The 22,002-nt window shown below is 35.6% G+C and carries 18 protein-coding genes; 8 read left to right on the top strand and 10 right to left on the bottom strand.

Going from position 1 to position 22,002, the window contains the following annotated elements:
* Positions 1–335 precede the first annotated feature (335 nt).
* Together CEY12_RS01045 and CEY12_RS01040 are read right to left on the bottom strand one after the other, a co-directional pair.
* On the bottom strand, positions 336–3,632 hold the full coding sequence (locus CEY12_RS01045) for a TonB-dependent receptor (protein WP_089029735.1): 3,297 nt from the start codon (positions 3,630–3,632) through the stop codon (positions 336–338).
* Positions 3,633–3,707: 75 nt separating this feature from the next.
* The gene (locus CEY12_RS01040; protein ID WP_228409760.1) at positions 3,708–4,655 is read right to left on the bottom strand and encodes a FecR family protein; all 948 of its coding nucleotides are present in this window, start codon (positions 4,653–4,655) and stop codon (positions 3,708–3,710) included.
* Positions 4,656–4,922: 267 nt separating this feature from the next.
* Here CEY12_RS01040 and CEY12_RS01035 point away from each other — a divergent pair, with 267 nt between their 5' ends.
* Complete coding sequence (locus tag CEY12_RS01035; protein WP_089025931.1) at positions 4,923–5,549, top strand: RNA polymerase sigma factor; 627 nt, start codon at positions 4,923–4,925, stop codon at positions 5,547–5,549.
* Positions 5,550–5,615: 66 nt separating this feature from the next.
* Here the strand turns inward: CEY12_RS01035 and CEY12_RS01030 are convergent, their stop codons facing one another.
* From CEY12_RS01030 to CEY12_RS01020, 3 genes are all read right to left on the bottom strand, one after another.
* Positions 5,616–7,055, bottom strand: coding sequence for a serine hydrolase domain-containing protein (locus CEY12_RS01030; protein WP_089025930.1), 1,440 nt, complete (start codon positions 7,053–7,055; stop codon positions 5,616–5,618).
* A gap of 15 nt (positions 7,056–7,070) precedes the next feature.
* Positions 7,071–8,534, bottom strand: coding sequence for a serine hydrolase (locus CEY12_RS01025; RefSeq protein WP_089025929.1), 1,464 nt, complete (start codon positions 8,532–8,534; stop codon positions 7,071–7,073).
* Between the two features lie 116 nt (positions 8,535–8,650).
* Complete coding sequence (locus CEY12_RS01020; RefSeq protein ID WP_089025928.1) at positions 8,651–9,499, bottom strand: helix-turn-helix domain-containing protein; 849 nt, start codon at positions 9,497–9,499, stop codon at positions 8,651–8,653.
* A 325-nt stretch (positions 9,500–9,824) separates the two neighbouring features.
* Here CEY12_RS01020 and CEY12_RS01015 point away from each other — a divergent pair, with 325 nt between their 5' ends.
* Together CEY12_RS01015 and CEY12_RS01010 are read left to right on the top strand one after the other, a co-directional pair.
* Positions 9,825–10,391: a hypothetical protein gene (locus CEY12_RS01015; RefSeq protein WP_157676724.1), complete on the top strand. Its 567-nt coding sequence runs from the start codon at positions 9,825–9,827 to the stop codon at positions 10,389–10,391.
* 4 nt (positions 10,392–10,395) lie between these two features.
* Positions 10,396–11,562 (top strand): T9SS type A sorting domain-containing protein, encoded by a 1,167-nt coding sequence (locus CEY12_RS01010; protein WP_089025926.1) that lies wholly within the window; start codon positions 10,396–10,398, stop codon positions 11,560–11,562.
* Between the two features lie 199 nt (positions 11,563–11,761).
* On the opposite strand, the gene CEY12_RS01005 is transcribed toward CEY12_RS01010, so the two are convergent.
* The gene (locus tag CEY12_RS01005) at positions 11,762–13,900 is read right to left on the bottom strand and encodes a S8 family peptidase (protein WP_089025925.1); all 2,139 of its coding nucleotides are present in this window, start codon (positions 13,898–13,900) and stop codon (positions 11,762–11,764) included.
* A 560-nt stretch (positions 13,901–14,460) separates the two neighbouring features.
* Between CEY12_RS01005 and CEY12_RS01000 the strand changes: the two genes are divergently transcribed.
* Positions 14,461–14,967: a DinB family protein gene (locus CEY12_RS01000; protein ID WP_089025924.1), complete on the top strand. Its 507-nt coding sequence runs from the start codon at positions 14,461–14,463 to the stop codon at positions 14,965–14,967.
* Positions 14,968–15,008: 41 nt separating this feature from the next.
* On the opposite strand, the gene CEY12_RS00995 is transcribed toward CEY12_RS01000, so the two are convergent.
* Positions 15,009–15,629, bottom strand: a complete 621-nt coding sequence (locus tag CEY12_RS00995) for a helix-turn-helix transcriptional regulator (protein WP_089025923.1) — start codon at positions 15,627–15,629, stop codon at positions 15,009–15,011.
* Positions 15,630–15,822: 193 nt separating this feature from the next.
* On the opposite strand from CEY12_RS00995, the gene CEY12_RS00990 reads away from it, so the two are divergent.
* The 4 genes from CEY12_RS00990 to CEY12_RS00975 all read left to right on the top strand — a co-directional run bounded on the left by CEY12_RS00990 (position 15,823) and on the right by CEY12_RS00975 (position 17,976).
* Complete coding sequence (locus CEY12_RS00990; RefSeq protein WP_089025922.1) at positions 15,823–16,449, top strand: superoxide dismutase; 627 nt, start codon at positions 15,823–15,825, stop codon at positions 16,447–16,449.
* Between the two features lie 39 nt (positions 16,450–16,488).
* Complete coding sequence (locus CEY12_RS00985; RefSeq protein ID WP_089025921.1) at positions 16,489–16,989, top strand: DUF2480 family protein; 501 nt, start codon at positions 16,489–16,491, stop codon at positions 16,987–16,989.
* Between the two features lie 6 nt (positions 16,990–16,995).
* Positions 16,996–17,559, top strand: a complete 564-nt coding sequence (locus CEY12_RS00980) for an NADPH-dependent FMN reductase (protein ID WP_089025920.1) — start codon at positions 16,996–16,998, stop codon at positions 17,557–17,559.
* 66 nt (positions 17,560–17,625) lie between these two features.
* On the top strand, positions 17,626–17,976 hold the full coding sequence (locus tag CEY12_RS00975) for a 4Fe-4S dicluster domain-containing protein (RefSeq protein ID WP_089025919.1): 351 nt from the start codon (positions 17,626–17,628) through the stop codon (positions 17,974–17,976).
* Positions 17,977–18,020: 44 nt separating this feature from the next.
* On the opposite strand, the gene CEY12_RS00970 is transcribed toward CEY12_RS00975, so the two are convergent.
* The 3 genes from CEY12_RS00970 to CEY12_RS00960 form a co-directional block, all read right to left on the bottom strand.
* Positions 18,021–20,585, bottom strand: a complete 2,565-nt coding sequence (locus tag CEY12_RS00970; protein WP_089029733.1) for a M1 family aminopeptidase — start codon at positions 20,583–20,585, stop codon at positions 18,021–18,023.
* A gap of 139 nt (positions 20,586–20,724) precedes the next feature.
* Complete coding sequence (locus CEY12_RS00965; protein ID WP_317043960.1) at positions 20,725–21,201, bottom strand: transposase; 477 nt, start codon at positions 21,199–21,201, stop codon at positions 20,725–20,727.
* 302 nt (positions 21,202–21,503) lie between these two features.
* Complete coding sequence (locus CEY12_RS00960; RefSeq protein WP_089025918.1) at positions 21,504–21,878, bottom strand: VOC family protein; 375 nt, start codon at positions 21,876–21,878, stop codon at positions 21,504–21,506.
* Between the last annotated feature and the right edge of the window lie 124 nt (positions 21,879–22,002).

The raw sequence follows: 22,002 nt of genomic DNA, 5'->3' as shown, positions 1-22,002 counted from the left end.
GATCCGGTTATTATTTTTTGGTCCGGAGGATTCCTGTTTTGCGGGATACTCACCTTTATATATCTCGCGGTTTGGTTACACATTGTTTTTAAAAAACCAGGCAAAACTGAGGTGCAGCCATGCAAGGCCCCCCTTTGATACCATTACTGCCCGGGGGAGCACAGTAATTCTCCATTTTTGTCTGAATATCCTACTGAAGCGCGCACCAACAGTATTTATTCGATCAGATCTCAGGATAAGGAAACCTGTAACATCACCATTTATAAATTATAAAATCTTATTTCTTCACGCTTTTGTAAAAAGCTTACTTAATGATCACTTACATCTCTTTTACTTTAAAAGGTATAGCTCACTGATAAACCGAACGTTCTTCCATTGAATGCTCTGAATAATGTAGTATCAATATCCCTATCATATTTATCTGTAGCACCGGGTAAAAGACCTAAAGATTCTCTTTGCGTACTAAATTCACTTCCATTTCCTTTATTTACTGAGTAAGAATTGAAATTATTATAGTACTCTCTAACTCTGTTGAAGATATTTTTTATATTAAATTTAAACTCCAGATTTTTGTCTTTCAGAAGCTTATATGAAATCTGTGCATCCGCTACAGCATACGGTCTCTGAATTTCCTCTCCGATATAAGCGTACCCAACAGTAACATACTGGTCTCCTTTTGCATTGTACAAAAAGCTTAACCCTAAACGATCTCCACTGTATAATAATCCCAGATTATAGGTATAGGGAGTTTGTCCGTATAGTGGTCGATTGACTTCATAAGTCTCATCAGTATCCTCTGTTTTATAGATATCTTTAAAAGCAACTACCTTGGTATCATTATAGGTAAAATTACCACTGACAAACACATTTTTAAGGAAAGTATCTTCCCGGATGAATCCAAGGCTTTTTCTGACTTCTACTTCAAATCCTTTTAATTTTGCATTCTTAGAATTTCCATTGTAGAGAAATAAATTTCCTTCCTGAGAAATATATCCTTCACGCTCAATAGGCCGGTCGATATTCTTATAATACAATCCCGCTGAAATAATCTCTCCCAGACCAGGGAACCATTCAAACTTAAAGTCATAATTATTGATCACCGCTGAAGTCATTTCTGTATTATAGATAAGACCGTTCGCAATAGGATCAAAATATGGTAATCCTGTTCTTTCATTAAATTGAGGGCGGATTACAGACCTATTATAGGCAAGTCTCACATTGATACTGCTCGTAGGACTATAAGTAAAATTTGCTGAAGGCATCCATTGCCATGCTTTTTCTTTAATCGGAGCTTTAATAACAGCCTTGGGATCGTCTGCAGCTGTACTTTGCTGTTGCGAAATCAGATCATATTTAAAATACTCTGCCCGCACTCCCCAAACTAATCTTAGTTTATTGTCCCAACGATTATCAAACATAATGAAAGGGGCATGCTGGGTAACCTTTCCCTCATATTTTTCATTTTTATAAAGTGGTTTGGTTTGCCATCCGATCCCTCCAGGCGCGTAATGAGAACCATCAAGCCACCCTGAAAGTGCTCCATCCATAATCAAATGGTCTTTTTCACTATTGGGGACATTTCGGTTTTCATCGACCCTTAAGAAAAACTTTTGCTGCTGATTGGTATTATTTTTTATAGCTCCTGCATAACCTACTTTTATATCATTTTTAAAACTCCCGGTATCCATGCTCCATTTGAAGGCAGCTCCATAGTTATAATCCGTTTCTTTATTTGCAATGTATCCTCTTGTAAAATTATTTTGGGAATTGTAAATCTGATTATAGCTTAAAATTTCATTCCCAATAAAATCATAGTTTGTACGGTATATGGTATAATCTTTTGTATCAGAAGTCACCCCAGTTCGGGCAGCAAACCAAGTTATTTCTTTGTTTCCTATTTTATGGCTTCCTTCTAATTTGTTCTGCAATAAGGTCTGATAAACCGGGTAATTGGTTGATTCTGTAATAGGTGTTTCCCCAATAACGGTACCTGTAGGAACGATTCCATAGTAAAAAAAGTTATAAGGAACGGTTGCATCCTGACCTCCGGTATATTGATCCCATCCCGTAATCCTTGTGAGAGTTTGATCATAAATATGGGTATAGGAATTGCGGAAGGATAATCTGTTTTTACCCAGCTGTAAACCAAAGTTTAACATGGTTCCTATTGTGGAGTTGTAGCTGTAAGATGCTCCTTTATTTTTAAAATTAAAAAAGCTTACAGGGGCTGTCTCCGTCTGTTCCCAATTAACGTTCAATCCAGCATTATCCAACCATGATCCTCTTCCCGTATGGTCAATATCTAGCTTATTCTGTTCATTTCTTGTGGTAATGGCGGCGGCAAAACCCCATTTATTATTATTTTTAAGTTTGAAGATCCTTCCCAACGCAACTTGCATATTGGAGTTCAGGTTAGCCTTCGTAGAGTAATTCGTAAAATTATCATTGGTAAACTGTTTAGACTGCTCAAAAAACAGCGGGTTATTCCAATCAGCAGCTACTAAACCTTTTGGAAAATCTCTTGTTCCATCGTCATACCCCCAGTAATCGTACTTTCCTCTTTTTTTCGAAAGAAATTCTTTAAATGTTGAGATGTCGTTGTAAGAAGATCCAACATTTACTGTTGTAAAGTTCTCGTTCGGAATATCTTTCGTGCGTACTTCTACATATCCTCCTGCAAAACTGGCATTCATATCGGGTGTTGCTGTTTTGCTTACCACTACACTTTCTACCATTGCCGTAGGAATAATATCAAAAGAAAAGTTCTGATTATATGCTTCTGTACTTGGCAAATTAATTCCGTCCATAGCAGCTGTATTCCATCGCTCACCCATTGACCGGACAACCACATATTTATTATCTATAGTAGTGATTCCTGTTACTCTTTTCAATGTTCCTCCAACATCACTATCAGGAGTTTTGGAAATCTGTTCGGCTGATATTCCGTCACTCATTTGTGCAGCTTTCTTCTGTTGTGCTAAAAGCCCCGCCTGTGTATCTGCTTTTCGGGTTCCTTTAATCACCACTTCTTTAATTCTCGTTTCCTTATTTGAAGAAATATGCTTCATAGCAAAGGAAACTGTATTTGTTTCTTCATTGCTTATTGTAAGCTTCTCTACCCTTAATGAATTGTAGCCGGATGCTTTCACAGTAAGTGTATAAGTTCCAGAAGGAATGTTGATGCTAAAGTCCCCATTGTTATCTGTTACGGTTGCCTTACCCGCTATGCTCACTTCTGCACCTATAACCGCGTTTCCGATCTCATCTACAATCTTACCGGTAAGTTTTCCATTTTTTTGTACTGAAGATACAGACATAGCAGACCCCTGGTATTTCACCGAGATCAGTTCTCCTCTTTGACGTACTGCAACCGGAAGATTATCTGTAATACTTTTCAGACAATCGGTTACAGGAATGTTATCACATTTTACCTCGCCCACTTTGAGATCTTTTATATCTGATTTTGAATACACCAAACGCATTCTTGTTTTATCTGCAAATTCTTCCAGTGTTCCAATCAAAGGTCTGCCTGCCTGAGCAGAGAAAGAGACTTTCATTGTTAACTCCTGCGCGTCTATTGTCGTAGCAAAAAAGATCACCGCTACAGTAAGACTGCATTTCAAATTTCTCATATTTTTAACCCCACTTTTTATTACTGACTGACTCATAATTTTATTCGTAATCTCCATCACACACTAATCCTGTTACTATTTTTTTAATATATAAGTGGTATTATTTTCTTTTTGTACCTCCAGACCGGTTATAAATGCCAATGCTTCTACATTTTCATCCCAGCTGCTTCCGGTAAGGTCTGCCGTAATTTTCTTCTCGGCTATTTCTTCCGGATATCTGATGCTTATTCCATAGTTTTTATATAAAATCTCCATGATACTTTTAAAGGATACATCATTAAAAGTTAAGGTTAGGAGCATTGAGATCTTTTTTCCAGACTTCTTATCTGTTTTGTCATTAATTACTGCCGCAGTATGTGCTGATCCAAAATTTGTCCACCTTTGATTAGGAGTAAGGTAAGAAACAGCGGTGCCTGGTGAGGAAACTGCTACTTTTCCTTCGTATAATTCCACCGTTTTACGTGCACCTCTCTGCATCACTTTAAAAACTGTTCCCATTACTCTTGTACTAAAGCCATCCGCTTTTACAATGAATGGGTGTATTTTGGATTTGGCTACTTTAAATACAGCATCACCCTGTAAATCCACCACCCTTGTTTTAGCTGGAAAAGATTTTTCAACAGTTAGTTTTGCTCCAGGCAAAAGCATTACAGTAGATCCATCTTTCAATTTGATGATCTTATTAACTTCTACTGCAACATATATATCTGGTTTAATGAAAAAGTTATAGGAGAAAAAACCGGTAAGACCAAAAAGGAGAAGCAATACAGCAGCTGCACGATAAAAATTTCGTCTCAGATAAAAGACATTATTCTTTACCGGACGTCCAAAATAGGATTCTAAACCAGACAGCACTTTAATTTTAGATTCGAGGATATGGTTTTTATCCAGGTTTTTACTTGCTTCACTTTTCCACAGTTCCAGGACTTCTGATTCTTTTCTGGAAATCTCTTTACCGGATACTTCCCTGCTCCATAATTTAAAAACAAATGCCTCGGTCTTGCTGTATTTCAATTTCTTCACTTTATAATGTTGTTGTATTAGTTTTATGTTGTATTAATTTCAATAAATACGCTCACTTATAATACTGGGCAAAAAGAGAAACTTCCCAAACGGGATTTAATATTTCATTAACATTGACATTATTTTTTCAACAAAAACAACACATTTATGAACAAACAGACACATTATCAGTGGAAAACACGATTTTTTTTCAGAATTATTTAACCTTAAAGACTGGATAATTCACAAAACATTAATATTAGTTTAGGTAGATTTGCAATAGAGATTATGAAACCGACAGACTATAATTTACTAAATAAAATAAAATCAGGAGACCGTCCTGCTTTTGTTACGCTGTACGACAGATATTGGGATAGTTTCTATACAATGATATTCACCCGTACGAGAGATAGAGAAGCTACTGAAGAGCTATTGCAAAACCTCTGGATCAGGATTCTGGAAAACCCTGAATTTGTACAAACTGATGAGGAGGAAAGTGCTAAGGGATATTTATTCCGATTTATACATTATCGCATTTTGGACTATTATGCGAGCATCAAGAAGATACAGGAAGTATATGTAGATGAAACTGAGGATTTTTTAGCGGAAATTACCGATGCAGAATATGCAGAAATACTTGAAGATCATGACATCAATGAGCTTTTCACAATGATAGACGAAGTCATTTCTCATCTTTCACCAACAGAACAAAAAGTGTATGATTTAAGAATCCGTAAAAATATGTCTGTTGTAGAAACTGCTGAAGCCCTTAATCTAAGTAATAAAACAGTGAGTAATAATCTCAGTAAAGCCTTGAATGAGATCAGGGAACAGCTTAACCCCAATTATGAATCCTCAAAAAAGCTGGTTTCTCTACTCATTCTGATGCAAATGATGCCTAATCTGTATTCGTAAAGAGCTCTCAAATTACTGATCCAAGAATCTGATCTTTTTCTGATATATTTGGCGTGCAAGAAAAGGTCACTGATTTTTCAGTTGATGAAGCATAAAATCCCAATGTTTGTTCTGAGGTTCTAATTCCATGGCTTTTCCGAAATTTTCAAAAGCTTTCTTCCGGTTATGATTTCTTTTGTAGATCTCTCCCAGGCTCTCATACACAAGTGTAGATTTTGGGTATTCATTTTTATTAAATTCAAATACTTTAATCGCATCTTCCATCTTATTATCTCTTCTCAATTCATGTCCTAAATAATTAAGCTGATTCTCATCAAATGTAAATTCCGTATGATGATTCGCTTTAAGATCCCTGTATAATTCAATGCCATGATCTACACCATTATTTTTAACCGCTATCCGCAGAGTGTCTAAAAGTTTCCATGGATACCTGTAAGGTTCTATTATATAGCTTGGATCCATAATATGCAATCCAATATCTGTAACTGAATTCGCTGAATTGGATAGTATAACAATCCCCCATTTATTTTTGGTATCAAGTCCGATGAAAGAACTGAAACCTGGTGTTCCCCCATCTTTGAAAACAATATCCTTCCCATTATCCCAAAATGTCCAGCCAAGTGTAGCATAGCCCATATGATTCTCCTTTTTAGACTGTTTTAAATGAGTAAGTTTCATAGCTGGAAACAAATCCGACTTTATCAGTCCCAAATTGGCTTCAACAAAAGTAAACATATCATTAAGGTTTGAACGTAGGCTACCTCCTGCTTCAATTGCCGATAAAACAACAAAATTTGCGGGCTTTCCATATTCAGAATGCCCTCTTGCTCTATTCTTTTCCAGTTCATCAGTCATAGTAATGACCGTATGATCCATATGAAGAGGTTTACAAATCTTCTCTTTTATCAGCGTTTCATAATTTTTTTGTTTCGAAACCGATGTTAACGCATACCCTAATAATCCGTATCCCGTGTTCGAATATCTCCATTTTGAATCAATATCAATATCCGGCTGATAGTGTGATAAATACTCAAACATCTTATTCTCAGTATAGTCAGCATATGGATTATCAAGGTCTCCTGGATCTACATTGTAAGGAAATCGAGGAAGTGCTGACCTATGGGTAGCCAGATTGAGTAAAGAAATTTCTTTTCCTCCTCTAGTAGGTAATTTTATATCTTTCTTCAGAAACTTTGAAACAGGATCATCAAGCTTTAACTGATGTTTTATACTCATATCCGCTAAAACCAATGACGTAAATACCTTGGTAATGGAACCAATTTCGTAAATCGTATTTTCATCGGGTAATACAGGATTATCATCACTTATGACTCCTTCTTTGAAAATGGTTCTGCCATTGGCATCTATTATACCGATAATAATGCTTTTACTTCTTTTATCAGTAACAGCCTTTTTAGCAAGGAGTCTTATCGAGTCCGCCGGCAATTGAGCAAAAATCGGACATATTGCAAGAAATAAAAAAAGCAGACTGGTATAATTCTTCATTGTATTGTAATATGATTATTTGCTGGTACTTTTAGGGCTTTCTATTAAAGTCAATTTCTTCAAAACATTTTTACCATTTTCATTGTCAGGATTGAGTTCCATTGATTTTTGATACATCTTAATCCCCTGATCCTTATCCCCTAATTTTAATAAGACTTCGCCATAACTGTCATAAGCATTCCAGCTATCTGGAAACAAGTGAACATTTAATTTAAAAATTTCAGAAGCATTTTTCAACTCATTTTTAGACATCATCCGATAGCCCCACTCATTCAATTCAAATTCCTGAGGCTTAAAATCAGGATTCCTTTTCTTTTCCGCATTGACTAATTCAATAGCTTTATCAAATCCCATTTTCTTTAAATTAAGCCTTAGAAAAGTAACAGGATCAGCTTTAATGATCTCAGGATTATAAACACCAGCAAGCTCTTCCAGGAAATCTTCCGGGGTACTTCCGCCCAAATTGGTGAGGACAATTACAGCTAAATGATCATCAGGATATACTAAAAATGCTGATCTGGCACCGCCAGACATTCCCACTGCCTTATGTTTGGTTCGGAATTTTGCCAATCCCCAACCGGGTGCCCAAGCTGTAGGAGTTCCATTATTCATTTTTATAGGTGACCACATTCTGTTTAATGCTTCAGGAGTTTTCAGAAGTTGACCGTTTTGTAAAGCAATAATCCATTTTGCCATATCCTCTACGGTACTGTTAAGTCCTGCTCCGGTTCTGGTAAAATCCGGAAATATATAGTAATCATTCACCCACTTTTGTTCGCCCCCTGTTTTCCCATTATTCAGGTTTCGATAACGATATGTTGGTGCAAAATGAGGAATAACATCTCTGGAATCCCCGAATAGCGTATGAGTCATACCAACCTGTTGAAATTGTTTGGTTTTAAAAAACTGTTCAAAGGATTTTCCCGTTAATTTTTCAATTATTTTTCCCAGCAGATAATAATTCGTTTGATTATAGCTAAACTGTTCTCCGGTTTTAAAAACCATAGGAAGACTTTTCACTTCATCCCAGACTTCTTTTTCACTTTTTGTGGTATTTCCGGTATTCGGGTCGAGTACATTTAGCAACTCCGGAAATCCCGAAATATGAGTCATCATCTGCTCTACAGTGACCTTTTGCCACTGCTCAGGAAGATCAACCAAATAGGTAGAAATGGGTGCTGACAAATCCACTTTACCCTGTTCTACCAACTGCATAATGGCAGTAGCTGTAAATACTTTTGTACAGGAATTAATCGGGAAAATCGTAGTATCTGTTACCGGAACCTGGTCCTGTATATTCGCAACACCAAAAGATTTTTTCAAAATGATTTTCCCGTTCTGAACCACTGCAATTTGCAGCCCCGGAATCTTACGCTCGGACATTTCCCTTTTTATAATAGCATCGACAGCCAATTCAGCATTCTGGGCATAGTAAAAAGATGAAAGAATAGAAAGAAACAGTAAAAAGTAAGTCTTCATTTTTGGTTGTTTGTAATTTGTAATAAGACAATCAATATTATAATTCTATTACATAAGAATAATAAATCACATTCCTATATAATTTGTGGATCATACGCTAAGTTAGATTTAGTACTTTAGGAAGTCTTATACTTGTACTTACCTTCTAAAATTGTCATAATTTTGACATCAAAGTTTTCAATCTGATTCATCATGTTAGGATTGTATCCCGAAAACATTCTAAAATCCTTTATAAGATGCATCTGATCAAAATAACCAGATTCGTAAGCTATGTTTGACCAATTTAATTTTAAATTATTTTCTTTCATCATAAATGCAGAAGTAAAACGTGTCAATCTGGCAAAAAGCTTTGGAGCAACAGCTAAACTTATCTCACATTTTCTTTCAAACTGCCTGATACTTAATCCTGAAATGGAGGCCAATTCTCCGATTTTGATATTTCCTTTACTCTCCACACATTGTTCAAGTGCAAGATCAAATAGTGAAAATGCTGGAAGAGATTCTATTCTTCTAAATAAAAAACTTTCTATTATGGACAATATTTCAATATTGTTTTTAGCCTCTCTTAATCTCTCTTCCACTTCTTCAGTTTCTTTTCCAAAAATATGATGAGTATTTGTATTTTCTTTTGTTAACAAATTAACAGGTATTCCCATAAGTCTGTGAAATCCTCCAGCCTTAAAGGTAACTCCAACAATCTTACGTCTTTTTTCTCCAATATTAATAACGTCATTAACAAGCCTTGGACCTACAGTATAACAAAATGGTAATTTTTGATATTTACCATTCTCTTTTATTAATAATTTCTCATCACTTAATGTAAAAAATATACTTGCCTTAGCAGTCCATGGATATTGATATTCCCTTTTCAAATCATACTGATCACAATCAATATCAATAATTACAATTGATTCAACAATCTTTTTCAATCTATTATTTATGGGAAGAAATGTTAATGGTTCCATAAAAATCTATTCAACTGATTGAAAGTAAATATAGAATATTTTTCAATTCATTTTGACAATTGAAATATAGATCATCATAATAAATTTCAATTATAATGTCGTATTTATACTATATCCAATTTTCACCTTCTCCTATCTTTACTTCACACAATAGAGAACATATACCTTTTATCAATACTGATAAATTCGAATATCAAGATTAATTTAACACTATAAAATTTAATACCATGAAAACAAAATTTTTTTTCTTTTAATCCTTTCAGTATCGACTACCTCTTTTGCACAAAATGTGTGGACCGGAGGAGTTGGTATACCAACAACTACAATGGGAAAAGTAGGAATTGGCAATACTACACCAGACGCTTCATTGTCCATTAGTAGATCAATTCGCGCAGTTATAGGTGAAACACCACAACCTGCTTTTAAAATTTCAGATTATTCAAGCGGATTGTTGGTTATTCCCGGAAATATTTTTGAAATATGGAGAACTTATCAGACAACTCAATTTCCTCCGGCATCTGAAACAAAATTAGCTATGGCTATGGATAATAATGGAAATGTTAGAATTGGTGCTACAGCTGCAAATGGTAATTATGGTGGCTATAAGCTTAGTGTAGATGGAGATATTATTGCTAAACGTTGTGTAATTCAAATTGACAAGTGGGCTGATTATGTTTTTGCAAATGATTACCACTTGCCAGACCTTAATGAAGTATCTTCATTCATTACTAAAAATAAACATTTACCTGGTGTTCCCAGCGAGGCTGAAATCAAAGAAAAAGGATTGGATGTAGAAGAAATGAATAAGATTTTAATGCAAAAAGTAGAAGAATTAACTCTTTACATCATTAAGCTACAAAAAGAAGTTGATCAGTTGAAAACGAAAAATTGAACCTATGAAAAATATAATTCATCTACTTTTTGCTTTATTGCTGATAACTTCATTTTTTCAAGCTCAGGTAAATATTTCAGATAATATTAATCTTGGGCCAACATCTGGCAATTTACAGCTCATTGCAACACCAGGAGAATGGGGAGTTACACACGGGACTCCTACATATGACGGTGTTGGACAGACCTTGTGGATGTGGAGTGGTTATCAAAATTTTCCTAATCTGTCCGGTACCATGGGAGAAGGAGTCTATAGAAAGGTAAATTTTGTACAGGGATCCTCATATCAAGTAAATATTGGAATTCCAAAATTCAATGCTTCTGTATTTACAAATGCTAAATTCAATGTTTTGCTTTGTAATGATCCTATTCCACCAAATTGTAGTTATTCAGGATGCCCAATTCCTTCATTTTCGTCCAGTAGACTTTTATATACTTATACGGGAGGGTCTTTTACAGATCAAACCTTACATTTGACATTTTCTACTGATACAATGGAATCATACAAATATATTGTTGTTTATCCTGGTCCAAATGCAAACAGATCACAAATAGAATTAACTATCTCTTGCTTAGAAATCTTTGGATGTGCATCTACTGATATGACATATTGTAATGTAATACCAGGTGGTGATCTGTATTGGAAAAATATTAATATTGGCTCTTCTTTTTGTTCTTCAACAACAGAAACTACTACAACACCAAATGTGACAACAAATATTACAGCAGGCGATGTAATCACAGTAGGTCCTAAGTCTATACTTTCATCCTCGTCTGGAAACCCATTAATTTTAGCTATTTCACCCTGTACAAATTCAATTCAATCCAAGCAGTCAGGACAGGTAATGTCCAGCTATTCTTCTTACGCATGTGCAATTTCAAAACCATCACGTAATTCCCTGATTACGAACAAAAAGAAGGAATATTTCGATTTGAATAGCCCGCTATCTGTATTTCCGAATCCAGCTAAAGAAGAAATCACTTTAAATATTGACAACAATAGTATTGAAGGAAATGTTGAAATACAAAATATAGTAGGACAAACAGTAAAAAGGATACCTTTAACCATAGCTAATAAGCATATCAACATTAGAGATATTCCATCTGGCACTTATTTCATTAAATTAATTACTGAAAGTAAAATTTACAGTGGAAAATTTATTAAAATTTGATTTTGAATATATATATCATTCAATTAACTCCTATCTATTTTATATAGGTGGGAGTTTAATTATATTCAAACGTGCTACATAAACAAAAAATAAACAAAGGCATCTAACAATGGTTTTAAAGAATTAAGATTAACCATTGAGAATGATACCTTTGTTTATACAAAAAAATAGTAGAAATAACAGAATAAGAAATGATCACTTATTCTTTAATAACTTTTTTCGAAATAGTTTCTTTATCTGTTTTTACCTCGATGATATAAATACCTTTAATATTAGAAGATAGATCTATACTTGCACTATCAGAATTAATGGTTCCACTCTGTATTCTCTTTCCTGAAAGATCATAAATGGTATATGTCGAATTTTTAGGAGCTTTCAGTACTTTAACGAAATCTTTAGTAATTGTTGGAGCGATCACCAAACCGCTTTCTGCGTTTACATTTCCAACTTTGTTCGTTGCAAGAACTTCCTGATTATATCCTGTAACTATAATCGAATAGTTCTGAGGTGCTCCCGCCCCGGCGCTATTCACTAAATTCCCTTTATTAGTGATCTCTACTCTATAATTTCTTCCGGCAACTGGAGCATCAATCACAACCTGTTCTACATTATCTACCGTGTTATCTCCTTTAGTAGCAGGAGTCAATGGACTGTTAGCATTAAGCTTCCAAGGAGTATAAACTGTATTGTTCGTAGTATCAATAATTCTTAAATCCAAATCATTGACCAATCTTGAACTTCTATTATTGTAAACCTGTCCCCAAGTTAAACCAGCGGGAAGCACATATGCAGGGTCTATCCATGATATGGTTACCTTAAGAGGCTCTGTTCCTGATGCTTTGACAACTTTGGTATTAGCAACACCATTACTTAAGGTTTCATTGTTAAAAATAACGGTATTATTCGCTTTTCCAACGAGTAGTTCTGCCCCTTTTTTTGCATTGATATACCCCCATCCGAACCATGGATCCGGGCCAACGTTTCCTGCTTCAGACGCAGAATGCACCATTAATGTTTTTGCACTTGCGGCATTTAATAGCTGATTAGAAAAAAGTTCTTTATGAATTTGTGTCCATAATCCAATAACTCCTGTTACAACAGGCGCTGAATAGGATGTTCCACTGCCATAATCATATTTTGTACTTCCCACTGTATCTTCTGCTGTAGAAGCAGAAAAAACATTAGTTCCGGTAGTTGCAATGTCTGGTTTTATTCCACCATCATCTCTTGGTCCGGCACTGCTGTAATCAGAATGGACCACATCCCCCGCTACAGAATATTTAAAATTATTGGTGGTGATCACATCCGTAGCACCCACTACAATTATATTTTTAGCTAATGATCCCTGGCCTATACAGTCATATCCTTGTGCACAGTTCCCGGCAGGTAAAGTATCTGTAGAAGCAAACTGAACCGGATTTCCATTGGCATCTTCATAATACTTGGGAAATGCAGTGGTCCCAGGTCTGTTAGGCCCATCTCCAAAAGAGTTTCCTGCAGATTTCACGACAATATAAGATGGATTGTTGTATACGATCTGATCATAGTTCTGATCATTGGATAAGTAACTGCCTTGCGTATCATAGTTGGTGGAAGGACTTGAAAAAGCACCGTTCCACAGCCAGAAATAAGAGCCATCAGTTGCTTGTTCTATACTCCAACCTGGATTGGTTCCATAGGAGTGATTCGATATTTTAGGTTGTGCTATAAGTATTTTCTGGAATACATTACTGGCCGCTGTATTTCCAGGTAATACAGTTTGCGCAAATCTATAAGAATCTATTGTAGAGTTCACCGCAACCCCCTGAATATTTGCTGTAACGGGTACTCCATTTAAATTACCTGAAATATTTAATGCTCTGCTTCCAATAAAGCCCGCCACACCCGTTGAATGCTCACTGTAGATTTGAGTCGCAGCTTCTTTATTCGAGATTCTTCCCACCGCATTGTCAAAAGCAGGATGGGCAGCATATACTCTACCTCCATCAAAAACTGTAAATTTAATATTTTCACCTTTGTAAGCATTGTTTAATCCTGTTACGCCCCCAGCAGTATTTAAAACATCAGCATTAGCATTTTGAACCTGTCTTACATCCTGTTTCTTATAGAAATAAGGTTTACCCCCCGGTAAAAAACCTGCAAGATTACTTCTCTCTTCTTCTACCTGTTTTTGAACACCCGGAGCTTTAGCAGATCCATAGCGTTTTGCAACATAAGAGTCAAATTTTTCGTTATTCTCTTTGTTCTGTTTTTCAAACTCTCTCTTTAGATCATCATTGGATTGGGCACTTGCTAAAGCAGCAAATAATATCCCGATCATTAGTAATTGTTTTTTCATAAATGATAAATATTAAATATATTTTTTAAGTTAAAAGCATCTGAAAAAAAGTGAGCCCTATAGCGTAATCCTCCTTATTTATTTAAAAAGTCCCAATCCCAATTAAATCATTCATCCATTCAATTTACCATTCTCATTTATCTATTATTCTGCATTTTTTTTAAATCAATGATTTATCACTAGACTTCTGAACAATAAAATTGTTTTAACGCAATACAATTGCAATAATAATAAAAAAAATTAAATCCGCAACAATGTTGCAATAAATAAGTGGAAAAAAATTTACCTCCCCCTATTATTCAGAAATAAAATCACTTCATTATGTACATTTCTGCTATTTATTTCTTAAACATGAATGCAAATATAAAATATATCTTCAATTAGTCTATTAAATTTGTAGACTTTTTTTTATTATGTTAATTACTACCCGGATATTTATGTGTCTAATAGAATGATCAGGACTCAATTAAAGGTAGATTTTCTTATCTTCACAAGATATTTTTCAATCCAGGAAAAACTTTTCTACATCTTAATTGACTTAATAAATAAAAATTAATACAATGGAAATAAAGTCAGCACAGTCATTTATCGATTATTATGAAAAAATACGTTCGAGGACTCTTCGATTACTTGCTGTCATTCAGCCCGAACATCTGGATTATTCTTATAAGCCGGGAAAATTTACAGTCGGTGACCAGATCAGACATATTGCAGCTATTGAAAGATACATGTACGGGGAAACTATTTCAGGCAGAAAAAGTGCTTATCAGGGCTGTGGAAAAGAATTGGCAGACGGATATGACAATATTATCAATTATTTCAATGAAATGCACAGACAGACTGTCGAAATCATCAGTAAACTTTCGGATGAAGATCTGCAGAAAAAATGCATGACCCCTGCCAATCAGGAAATCACTGTATGGAAATGGTTGCGGGCCATGACAGAGCATGAAATCCATCACAGAGGGGAACTCTATATTTATCTCAATCTTCTTGATGTAAAAACTCCCCAGATCTATGGACTCTCAGCTGAAGAAGTTCAGGATATGAGTGTAAAAATAGGATGATATGGGCCTTTTAACAAAAATCGGAAGAATCCAAAAATACGTTAGCTGCTGATTTTATATACACATCGTTGGGCACCTGAAAGAATGTGCTTTACTCTTTCCACTTTATAATCCAAACCAATTAAATTCTGAAAGTTAGATAATTCTGCGCGGCAAAATCCCTGACATTCGGTCGCTGCAGCACAGATCGGACAATGATTTTCTATCAGAAAATAATCAGCTCCTTCTTTTGTCCATTCCGCCATATACCCCTCATCATTCCGCATTTTTGCCAGGATCTCCAGACGGCTTTCCAGTGATTTCGCACTGGTAAGGGCTTTCTCATATCTTTGATAGGTATTCTTTTCCCGGTCATTGATCAATAAATCCAACGCATTCTCACCCAAAAGATTTTTTACCGATTTCAAAAGCTGTACGGTAACGTCAGCGTGGGTATCCGGAAACTGTGCCAATCCTTTTTGGGTAAGCACATAATAGGTAGAAGGACGGCCTACCCCTTCGCTCTTGGCTATGGATTCGATCAGTCCATCTTTAACAAGGTTTAACAAATGCTTTCTTGCCCCTTCTTTTGTGATAGAAAGTTCTTCAGAGATCAGAAGCGATGTAGCCTCTCCTCTCATTTTTAAAAACATTAGAATGCGATCCGCTGCCGGCTTTTTCATTTGGCAATATTTGGGTTGTTTTATTTTCGTACAACAAAGATAGTCATTTTCTATAATCTATGGTTTATCTGCTTAAATCAATAATTTACAACTTAATAGAATAATGAGCTTCAGGCTTAATTAAACAACCATATAGTTGTTTAATTAAAATATATTATTACCTTTGAAACACATTAAATAAAAAATCAAAATAATGAACGCATTTACCCTACCTCAGCTTCCGTACGCTTACGATGCATTAGAACCTTTTATTGACAAAGAAACGATGACTATTCATCATCAGAAACATCATAAAGCTTATGTTGATAATTTAAATGCCGCTCTTGAACAGGCTGGAGAAGCAGATTCAGATCTGGATTCTTTATTACAGAGAATCAGTGAGTATGGTCCGGCAGTCAGAAACAATGGTGGTGGACATTTTAACCACTCGTTATTCTGGGAAATTTTATCTCCACAACCTAAGCTGGCTCCGGAAGGAAAACTTGCAGATGCAATCAATGCAACTTTTGGAAGTCTTGACAGCCTTAAAGCAGAAATAAAAAAAGGCGGTCTTGGGCAGTTTGGATCCGGATGGGTTTGGTTGTATGTTAAATTTAACGGTTCACTTGCAGTAAGTTCAACTCCTAATCAGGATAATCCTATGATGGATATTCAATCTACTAACCGAGGTTTTCCTATACTTGGAATTGATGTCTGGGAACATGCTTACTATTTAGCGTATCAAAATAAAAGAGCAGATTACCTGGATTCTTTTTGGTCGGTCCTTGACTGGGCATCTGTAGAAAAGAAATACGAAGAGACCCTTTCAAAAATCAAATAAGTATTCTGAAAATACTAAGCATAGAAATCCTATTTAATCATGGAACAGAATATTTTCATCAATAAAGCAGAAGCCTCGGGAATCGTATCATTCGATATCTGGGATTATAAGCCCAGTATTGAAATTGTTGAGATTGATCTCAAAGAGCACCTTTTTATGGGAATGATCCTTAAAGAAAAAGAGTTTAAAGAGTCGATCTCAGCCATTGATTTTTCCATATATACCGGAAAAGCTGTTGCGGTCATCTGTTCTACTGATGCTATCATACCACCATGGGCTTATATGGTATTAATGAATCAACTATCAGGATATTGTGTTTACAGTGATATCAAGAACTCACAAGGGATCCTGGAAGACCTCTGGAAAAAAGAACTCCAAAGTGCAGAATTAGAGCAGTATAAAGATCTTAAAGTAGTTGTTAAGGCAAGATCCGAAACTGCTCCTGCACTTTATTTTTTAGTCACCCAACTTCTGAAACCATTTGTCAAAAGCCTGATGTATGGTGAAATAGGGATGCCTAAAGTTATATTTAAAAAATAAATAAAAATGAAAGCAATTATCTTTAACGGTGCCCTGGAAAGAAGACCTCAATCTACATCAGGAATCCTTTCCAAATACTTTACAGACAAACTTGAAATGCTGGGTATTACCCATGAAACTTTTGCACTAGCCGATTCGGGCGTTCCCCTTTACGATATTACCCTGACTAAAACTCCTTTGGCCGTAGAACGTATGACCCAATTATTTCTGGGTGCGGATATCCATTTCTGGCTAGCCCCCCTCTACCACGGAAGTATTCCCGGTGTCATGAAAAACTGCCTGGACTGGCTCGAGGTCACTGCTGATCAGGAGCAACCCTATCTCACCGATAAAACGGTAGGCCTTGTTTGTTGGGCTGATGGCCTGCAAGCGATGCAGGGAATCAATGCAATGGACTCGATAGCCAAATCATTACGGGCATGGCCACTGCCGTTTAGCGTTCCCATGATCAGGACCTCTTTATTTGACAGTGAAAATAAAATTTCTCCTTTGTATACAGATAAACTCGACAGACTGATCAATATTGCAACTACGAACAGGATAGAAAAAATACTTTATTCTAAAGTATAGGTAAAACTTGATGATTGGGAATTCAAAATCCCGTATCTTTATTAAAGAATCTAAACGATTGATATCATGGCTATAACAATAACAGATGCGTGCATCAACTGTGGGGCCTGTGAACCAGAATGTCCAAACTCTGCCATATATGAAGGTGCTATCGACTGGCGCTGGCAGGATAAAACAAAACTTTCAGGGAAAACAATTTTTCCCGATGGTACAGAAGTAGACGCAAGTTCTTATAATCAGGCTATCTCTGATGATGTATACTATATTGTTTCGGGGAAATGTACAGAATGTAAAGGGTTCCATGAAGAACCGCAATGTAAGGCAGTATGTCCTGTTGACTGCTGCATTGATGATCCAGATCATCGGGAGAGTGAAGAAGTATTATTCAGTCGCCAAAGATTTTTACACACCGGATGATATACACATAAAAAAGGCTGTCTCGCGTTTAAGACAGCCTTTTTTTATTTTACCAATACCTGAGCTCTTCTCAGATTATCCGTTGCCTGTAAAATTTTATTTTTAAGAATAGGATTATACTCCTGATTTTGTAAAAGAAACTGATCGACAATCTTAAGGGCTTTTGGGTCCTGATAGCTTCCGAATGTCGAACGAAGCCAGTTATCAGGGAAAAAGATATCTCCGGTCTTTTGTATTTCCTGTAACAACTCCAGAGTTTTTGGAAGATAATTAATGGAAACCTGCTGTCTTAAAGGGTGATGAAGATAAGCTAAAGAAGCACCAATAGCAGATTCATTACTTCTGTTCTTCTTTTCCGAAAGACTGCTGAAAAAATCATCCCTCATCTTTTTGTCTGAAGAAGCAGCCTGCATAATGATTTTAAATCGATTGATCCTGTCAGGGTTTTTAATTCTGATCAACTGCTCCTGTAGCAGATCACTGTTCTCATTATTTCTTAGTGACAATGAAAGCGCTAAGTTTGTAAAATCTTCATCATTAAGGGACACCTCCTTTGGTGGAGTCTGAGATTTCCAGATTTTATAAAGATTGTCGTATGCCTGCTGAGACTGAAAAATTCCCTGATAGCCATCGAACAAAATTTTCTTATTATTTTTTGCAGTATGAGTCTGCAATGCTTTCCAGAATGTATTTTCTAAATTTTCAGATTCTTTCAGCCGCTGGGCTTCAGGTAAAAAAGTCCAGTAAATGGTTGAAATATACCCTGTGATCAAACGGAGATTCAGCTCTGACGTTTCATTTTGCAGCTGCCCGGAAAAAAAATGAAATAATTCCTGCGGATGTGCTCCCAGGCCTCCCAGCATATTCTCATATAATGAAATATAAGCACTGGCACGGTTGACCGGATCTTTTATTAAAGAAAAGTTAGACATCAGATCTTTATCCATTCTGAATACTCCATATCCTATTCCTGATGAATTTTGAAGGACAAAAAGGGGTTTCGTTTTTCCTTTTAATTCAGAAATTTCTTGCTGACTTCCTGAAAGTTTGATGATTGATTTTTCTACTCTATCGGCATAGAATAAGCTTATTTCAAATTCCTGGGGCCATGATTTTTGTTCTTTTCCATATTCCGGGTGCTGGGAAACCTTAAAACGCTCAATGATATTCCCTTTATATTTTATCTCATAATCAACTATTGGTCTACCAGGGTCATTAACCCATACCTTATTCCACTTTTGTAAATCCTCAGGGGTATATTTATCCAGGATTGTAATAAGATCTGGCCAGGTAGCATTACCATAGGCATATTTTTTAAGATATTCATCCACCCCATTTCTAAAATTTTCCTCACCTGCTAAAAGTTCCAGCTGGCGCATCATAATAGGTGCTTTGTTATAAATAATCGGACCATACATCATTCCTGCATTTTTCAGATTGTCCAGATTCTGGCGAATTGGGTTTGCCCCCAAAGTACGGTCTACAGAATAAGCAGCAGGAAAATGGGTTGTTAAGAATTTAAGATCATATACCCTTTTATCTGAAGAGGCTCCTGTACTTTTATCGGCCATAAAGTTGGCAAATACCTCTTTCATCCATACATCATTAAACCAATCCATGGTTACCATATCACCAAACCAGAGATGAGCAACCTCATGCGCAATAAGATTCGATCTGCTGTTTAACTGATTTTGCGTAGCATTTTTATCCAGAAATAAGGTGGAATTCTGAAATAAAATAGCCCCCGGATGTTCCATTCCTCCAAACTGAAAATCAGGAACAGCAACCATTCCATGTTTTTGAAAAGGATGTGAAATTCCGGTCCATTTTTCATAGTAAGCAAGGGAATTTTTGTACAGAGAAAAAATTGAATCCATGCTGTTTTTAATTTTTACAGAATCCGTTTCACGGTATAAAATTTTGGAATCCTCCTGGCCAATTTTAGCAGTAAAGGTTTTGAAGTCTCCGGCAGAAAAAGAAAACAGATAGGTTGGCAATAGGTCTGATTGACCAAAGTTTAATCTTTTATTTTTTCCTTCTATCGTTGTTTCTTTTAATTTTCCATTCGTTATTGCACTCCACTTTTCAGGAATCGTTAGTGACAAAGTATAATTTGCTTTCAGATTGGGTTGGTCAAAACAAGGAAACATGGTTCGTGCGCGATCCGGAACAAATAAAGCATACAAATAGCCATCACGTCTGTTCAATGCTCCATCCCCGGCAAGGAATGTAAAATGAATTGTATTGGTTCCTGATTTCAAGTATACCGCTTCAATCACGATATGTTCATTTTTCAGAACCGGTTGTATAATCTTTCCATTGACGGATACGGCAGTCAGGGAGGAAGCATCTTCTTTAAAATCAATTTGCAGGGGCTCTTCACTCTCCTTTTTATAATTAAAAGAAAGAGCTTCTGTTCCGGAGATCCTTTCCGACTTGCTTTCAGGAATCTTCAGGTCCAGTTCATATGTAATATCACTTAATGTACTTTTCCTGAATCGGGCCAACTCATAGGAAACGCCTGATTCGATCTTTAGCTGTGATTTTATTTGTGTATGGCAGTAATTACTGAAAGCGACTAAAAGTATTGCGAATAAACCTGTTTTCATAAACCAAATATAAGGATAGAATTGGAAACTGTTATTGCTCAAAGTCGCAGACTTTGCGCAGCTGGATATTACAAAATTTGTCTTTTAAAAAAAATCGGTTTACTTGCTACGCAAAGTCTCTGACTTTGAGTCATCACATTCAATCATCATAATTATTATATTTCCAAAAATTATTTTTCCCCGTAACATCTATAATAGGATTCTCAGCTATCTCAATATCAAGTAGCCCTTTTCCATATGTATAATTACTAGCCGAAGAATAAAGGTAGTGATACCCTTTTTCAACAAACCCAGCTCTTACGGGGTTGAGATGGATATAATTTAACTTCTCCCACATGAAATATAATGTAAATATTTCTTCTGCATGATTACCATATCGCCAAAACTGGTATGTTTTATTCCTATTGTGGGTCTCAGTTGCTTTAGAGAATCGTTCTAGAATCCATTCTCTTCTACTTTCAGGCTCATTTTGAACTTTTTCAAGAATACTTTTCGCTGTATATTTTTTAAAATCTCTTATTAAATCTGATAAATTGTTATTTTTTGATTGTATTATGAGATGAAGATGATTAGTCATAATCACATAACCATATAATATCATCCCTTTATTTTTAATACAGAAATCTAACGACTCAATTATTACATCTCTATAGTTTTTCGCGAAAAGATATCAATCCAATCTATAACTGTACAAGTAATAAAATGTGGCTTTTCCTGATCTCGTATAACATAACCTTCTTTCATTTTGTGTATTTTTATTTTAAATATATGGATTTAAAAAATTCTCAAAAATTTTTGTACAATAAAATAGTCAACACTATGCTTATTCGTTATTGCTCAAAGTCGCAGACTTTGCGCAGCAGGGCAGCAGGTTAATACAATCTCTTTTTTATTCTGTTCTTTTAAAAAACTAAAAATTTATTTCGGTTCCCACAGCTCAATTTTATTTCCTTCCACATCCATGATATGAACAAATTTTCCATAATCATAAGTTGCTATTTCATCAACAATGGTTACTCCTTCTTTTTTCAATTCTTCAACAAGAGCTTCCAGATCAGCCACTCTGTAATTGATCATAAATTCTTTGGCTGAAGGTTCAAAATACTTTGTGGTTTCAGAAAACGGGCTCCATTGAGTAGCCCCTTCTTTAGAGGTATCCTCCGCTTCACGCCATTCAAATGTGGCTCCGTAATCATTGGTGTCTAAACCAAGGTGATTTTTATACCATTCCTGCATTTGCTTAGGATCCTTGCATTTGAAAAAAATGCCTCCAATACCTGTTACTTTTTTCATGTTTATTATTTAGTGTTTAATAATTTGCACTGGCATTAAAATTATTATTTTTTTTATCACTGATCAAATATTTTTACAATTTTTCAGTTATACTCCTTGATAACCAATTACTAAATCTCTGTAT

The sequence above is a fragment of the Chryseobacterium sp. T16E-39 genome (assembly GCF_002216065.1).
Taxonomy (GTDB): Bacteria; Bacteroidota; Bacteroidia; order Flavobacteriales; family Weeksellaceae; genus Chryseobacterium.
The sequence above is the reverse complement of the archived record's forward strand: the minus strand, read 5'-3'. Positions and strand labels throughout refer to the sequence as shown.

Coding starts and splice junctions, on each gene's coding strand:
- CEY12_RS00975 (WP_089025919.1), top strand. CDS start 17,626: ATGGCTATAACAATAACAGATGCGTGCATCAACTGTGGGGCCTGTGAA.
- CEY12_RS00995 (WP_089025923.1), bottom strand. CDS start 15,629: ATGAAAAAGCCGGCAGCGGATCGCATTCTAATGTTTTTAAAAATGAGA.
- CEY12_RS01030 (WP_089025930.1), bottom strand. CDS start 7,055: ATGAAGAATTATACCAGTCTGCTTTTTTTATTTCTTGCAATATGTCCG.
- CEY12_RS01025 (WP_089025929.1), bottom strand. CDS start 8,534: ATGAAGACTTACTTTTTACTGTTTCTTTCTATTCTTTCATCTTTTTAC.
- CEY12_RS01035 (WP_089025931.1), top strand. CDS start 4,923: ATGAAACCGACAGACTATAATTTACTAAATAAAATAAAATCAGGAGAC.
- CEY12_RS00970 (WP_089029733.1), bottom strand. CDS start 20,585: ATGAAAACAGGTTTATTCGCAATACTTTTAGTCGCTTTCAGTAATTAC.
- CEY12_RS01000 (WP_089025924.1), top strand. CDS start 14,461: ATGGAAATAAAGTCAGCACAGTCATTTATCGATTATTATGAAAAAATA.
- CEY12_RS00985 (WP_089025921.1), top strand. CDS start 16,489: ATGGAACAGAATATTTTCATCAATAAAGCAGAAGCCTCGGGAATCGTA.
- CEY12_RS01045 (WP_089029735.1), bottom strand. CDS start 3,632: ATGAGAAATTTGAAATGCAGTCTTACTGTAGCGGTGATCTTTTTTGCT.
- CEY12_RS00960 (WP_089025918.1), bottom strand. CDS start 21,878: ATGAAAAAAGTAACAGGTATTGGAGGCATTTTTTTCAAATGCAAGGAT.
- CEY12_RS01010 (WP_089025926.1), top strand. CDS start 10,396: ATGAAAAATATAATTCATCTACTTTTTGCTTTATTGCTGATAACTTCA.
- CEY12_RS01015 (WP_157676724.1), top strand. CDS start 9,825: ATGGGAAAAGTAGGAATTGGCAATACTACACCAGACGCTTCATTGTCC.
- CEY12_RS01005 (WP_089025925.1), bottom strand. CDS start 13,900: ATGAAAAAACAATTACTAATGATCGGGATATTATTTGCTGCTTTAGCA.
- CEY12_RS01020 (WP_089025928.1), bottom strand. CDS start 9,499: ATGGAACCATTAACATTTCTTCCCATAAATAATAGATTGAAAAAGATT.
- CEY12_RS00990 (WP_089025922.1), top strand. CDS start 15,823: ATGAACGCATTTACCCTACCTCAGCTTCCGTACGCTTACGATGCATTA.
- CEY12_RS00980 (WP_089025920.1), top strand. CDS start 16,996: ATGAAAGCAATTATCTTTAACGGTGCCCTGGAAAGAAGACCTCAATCT.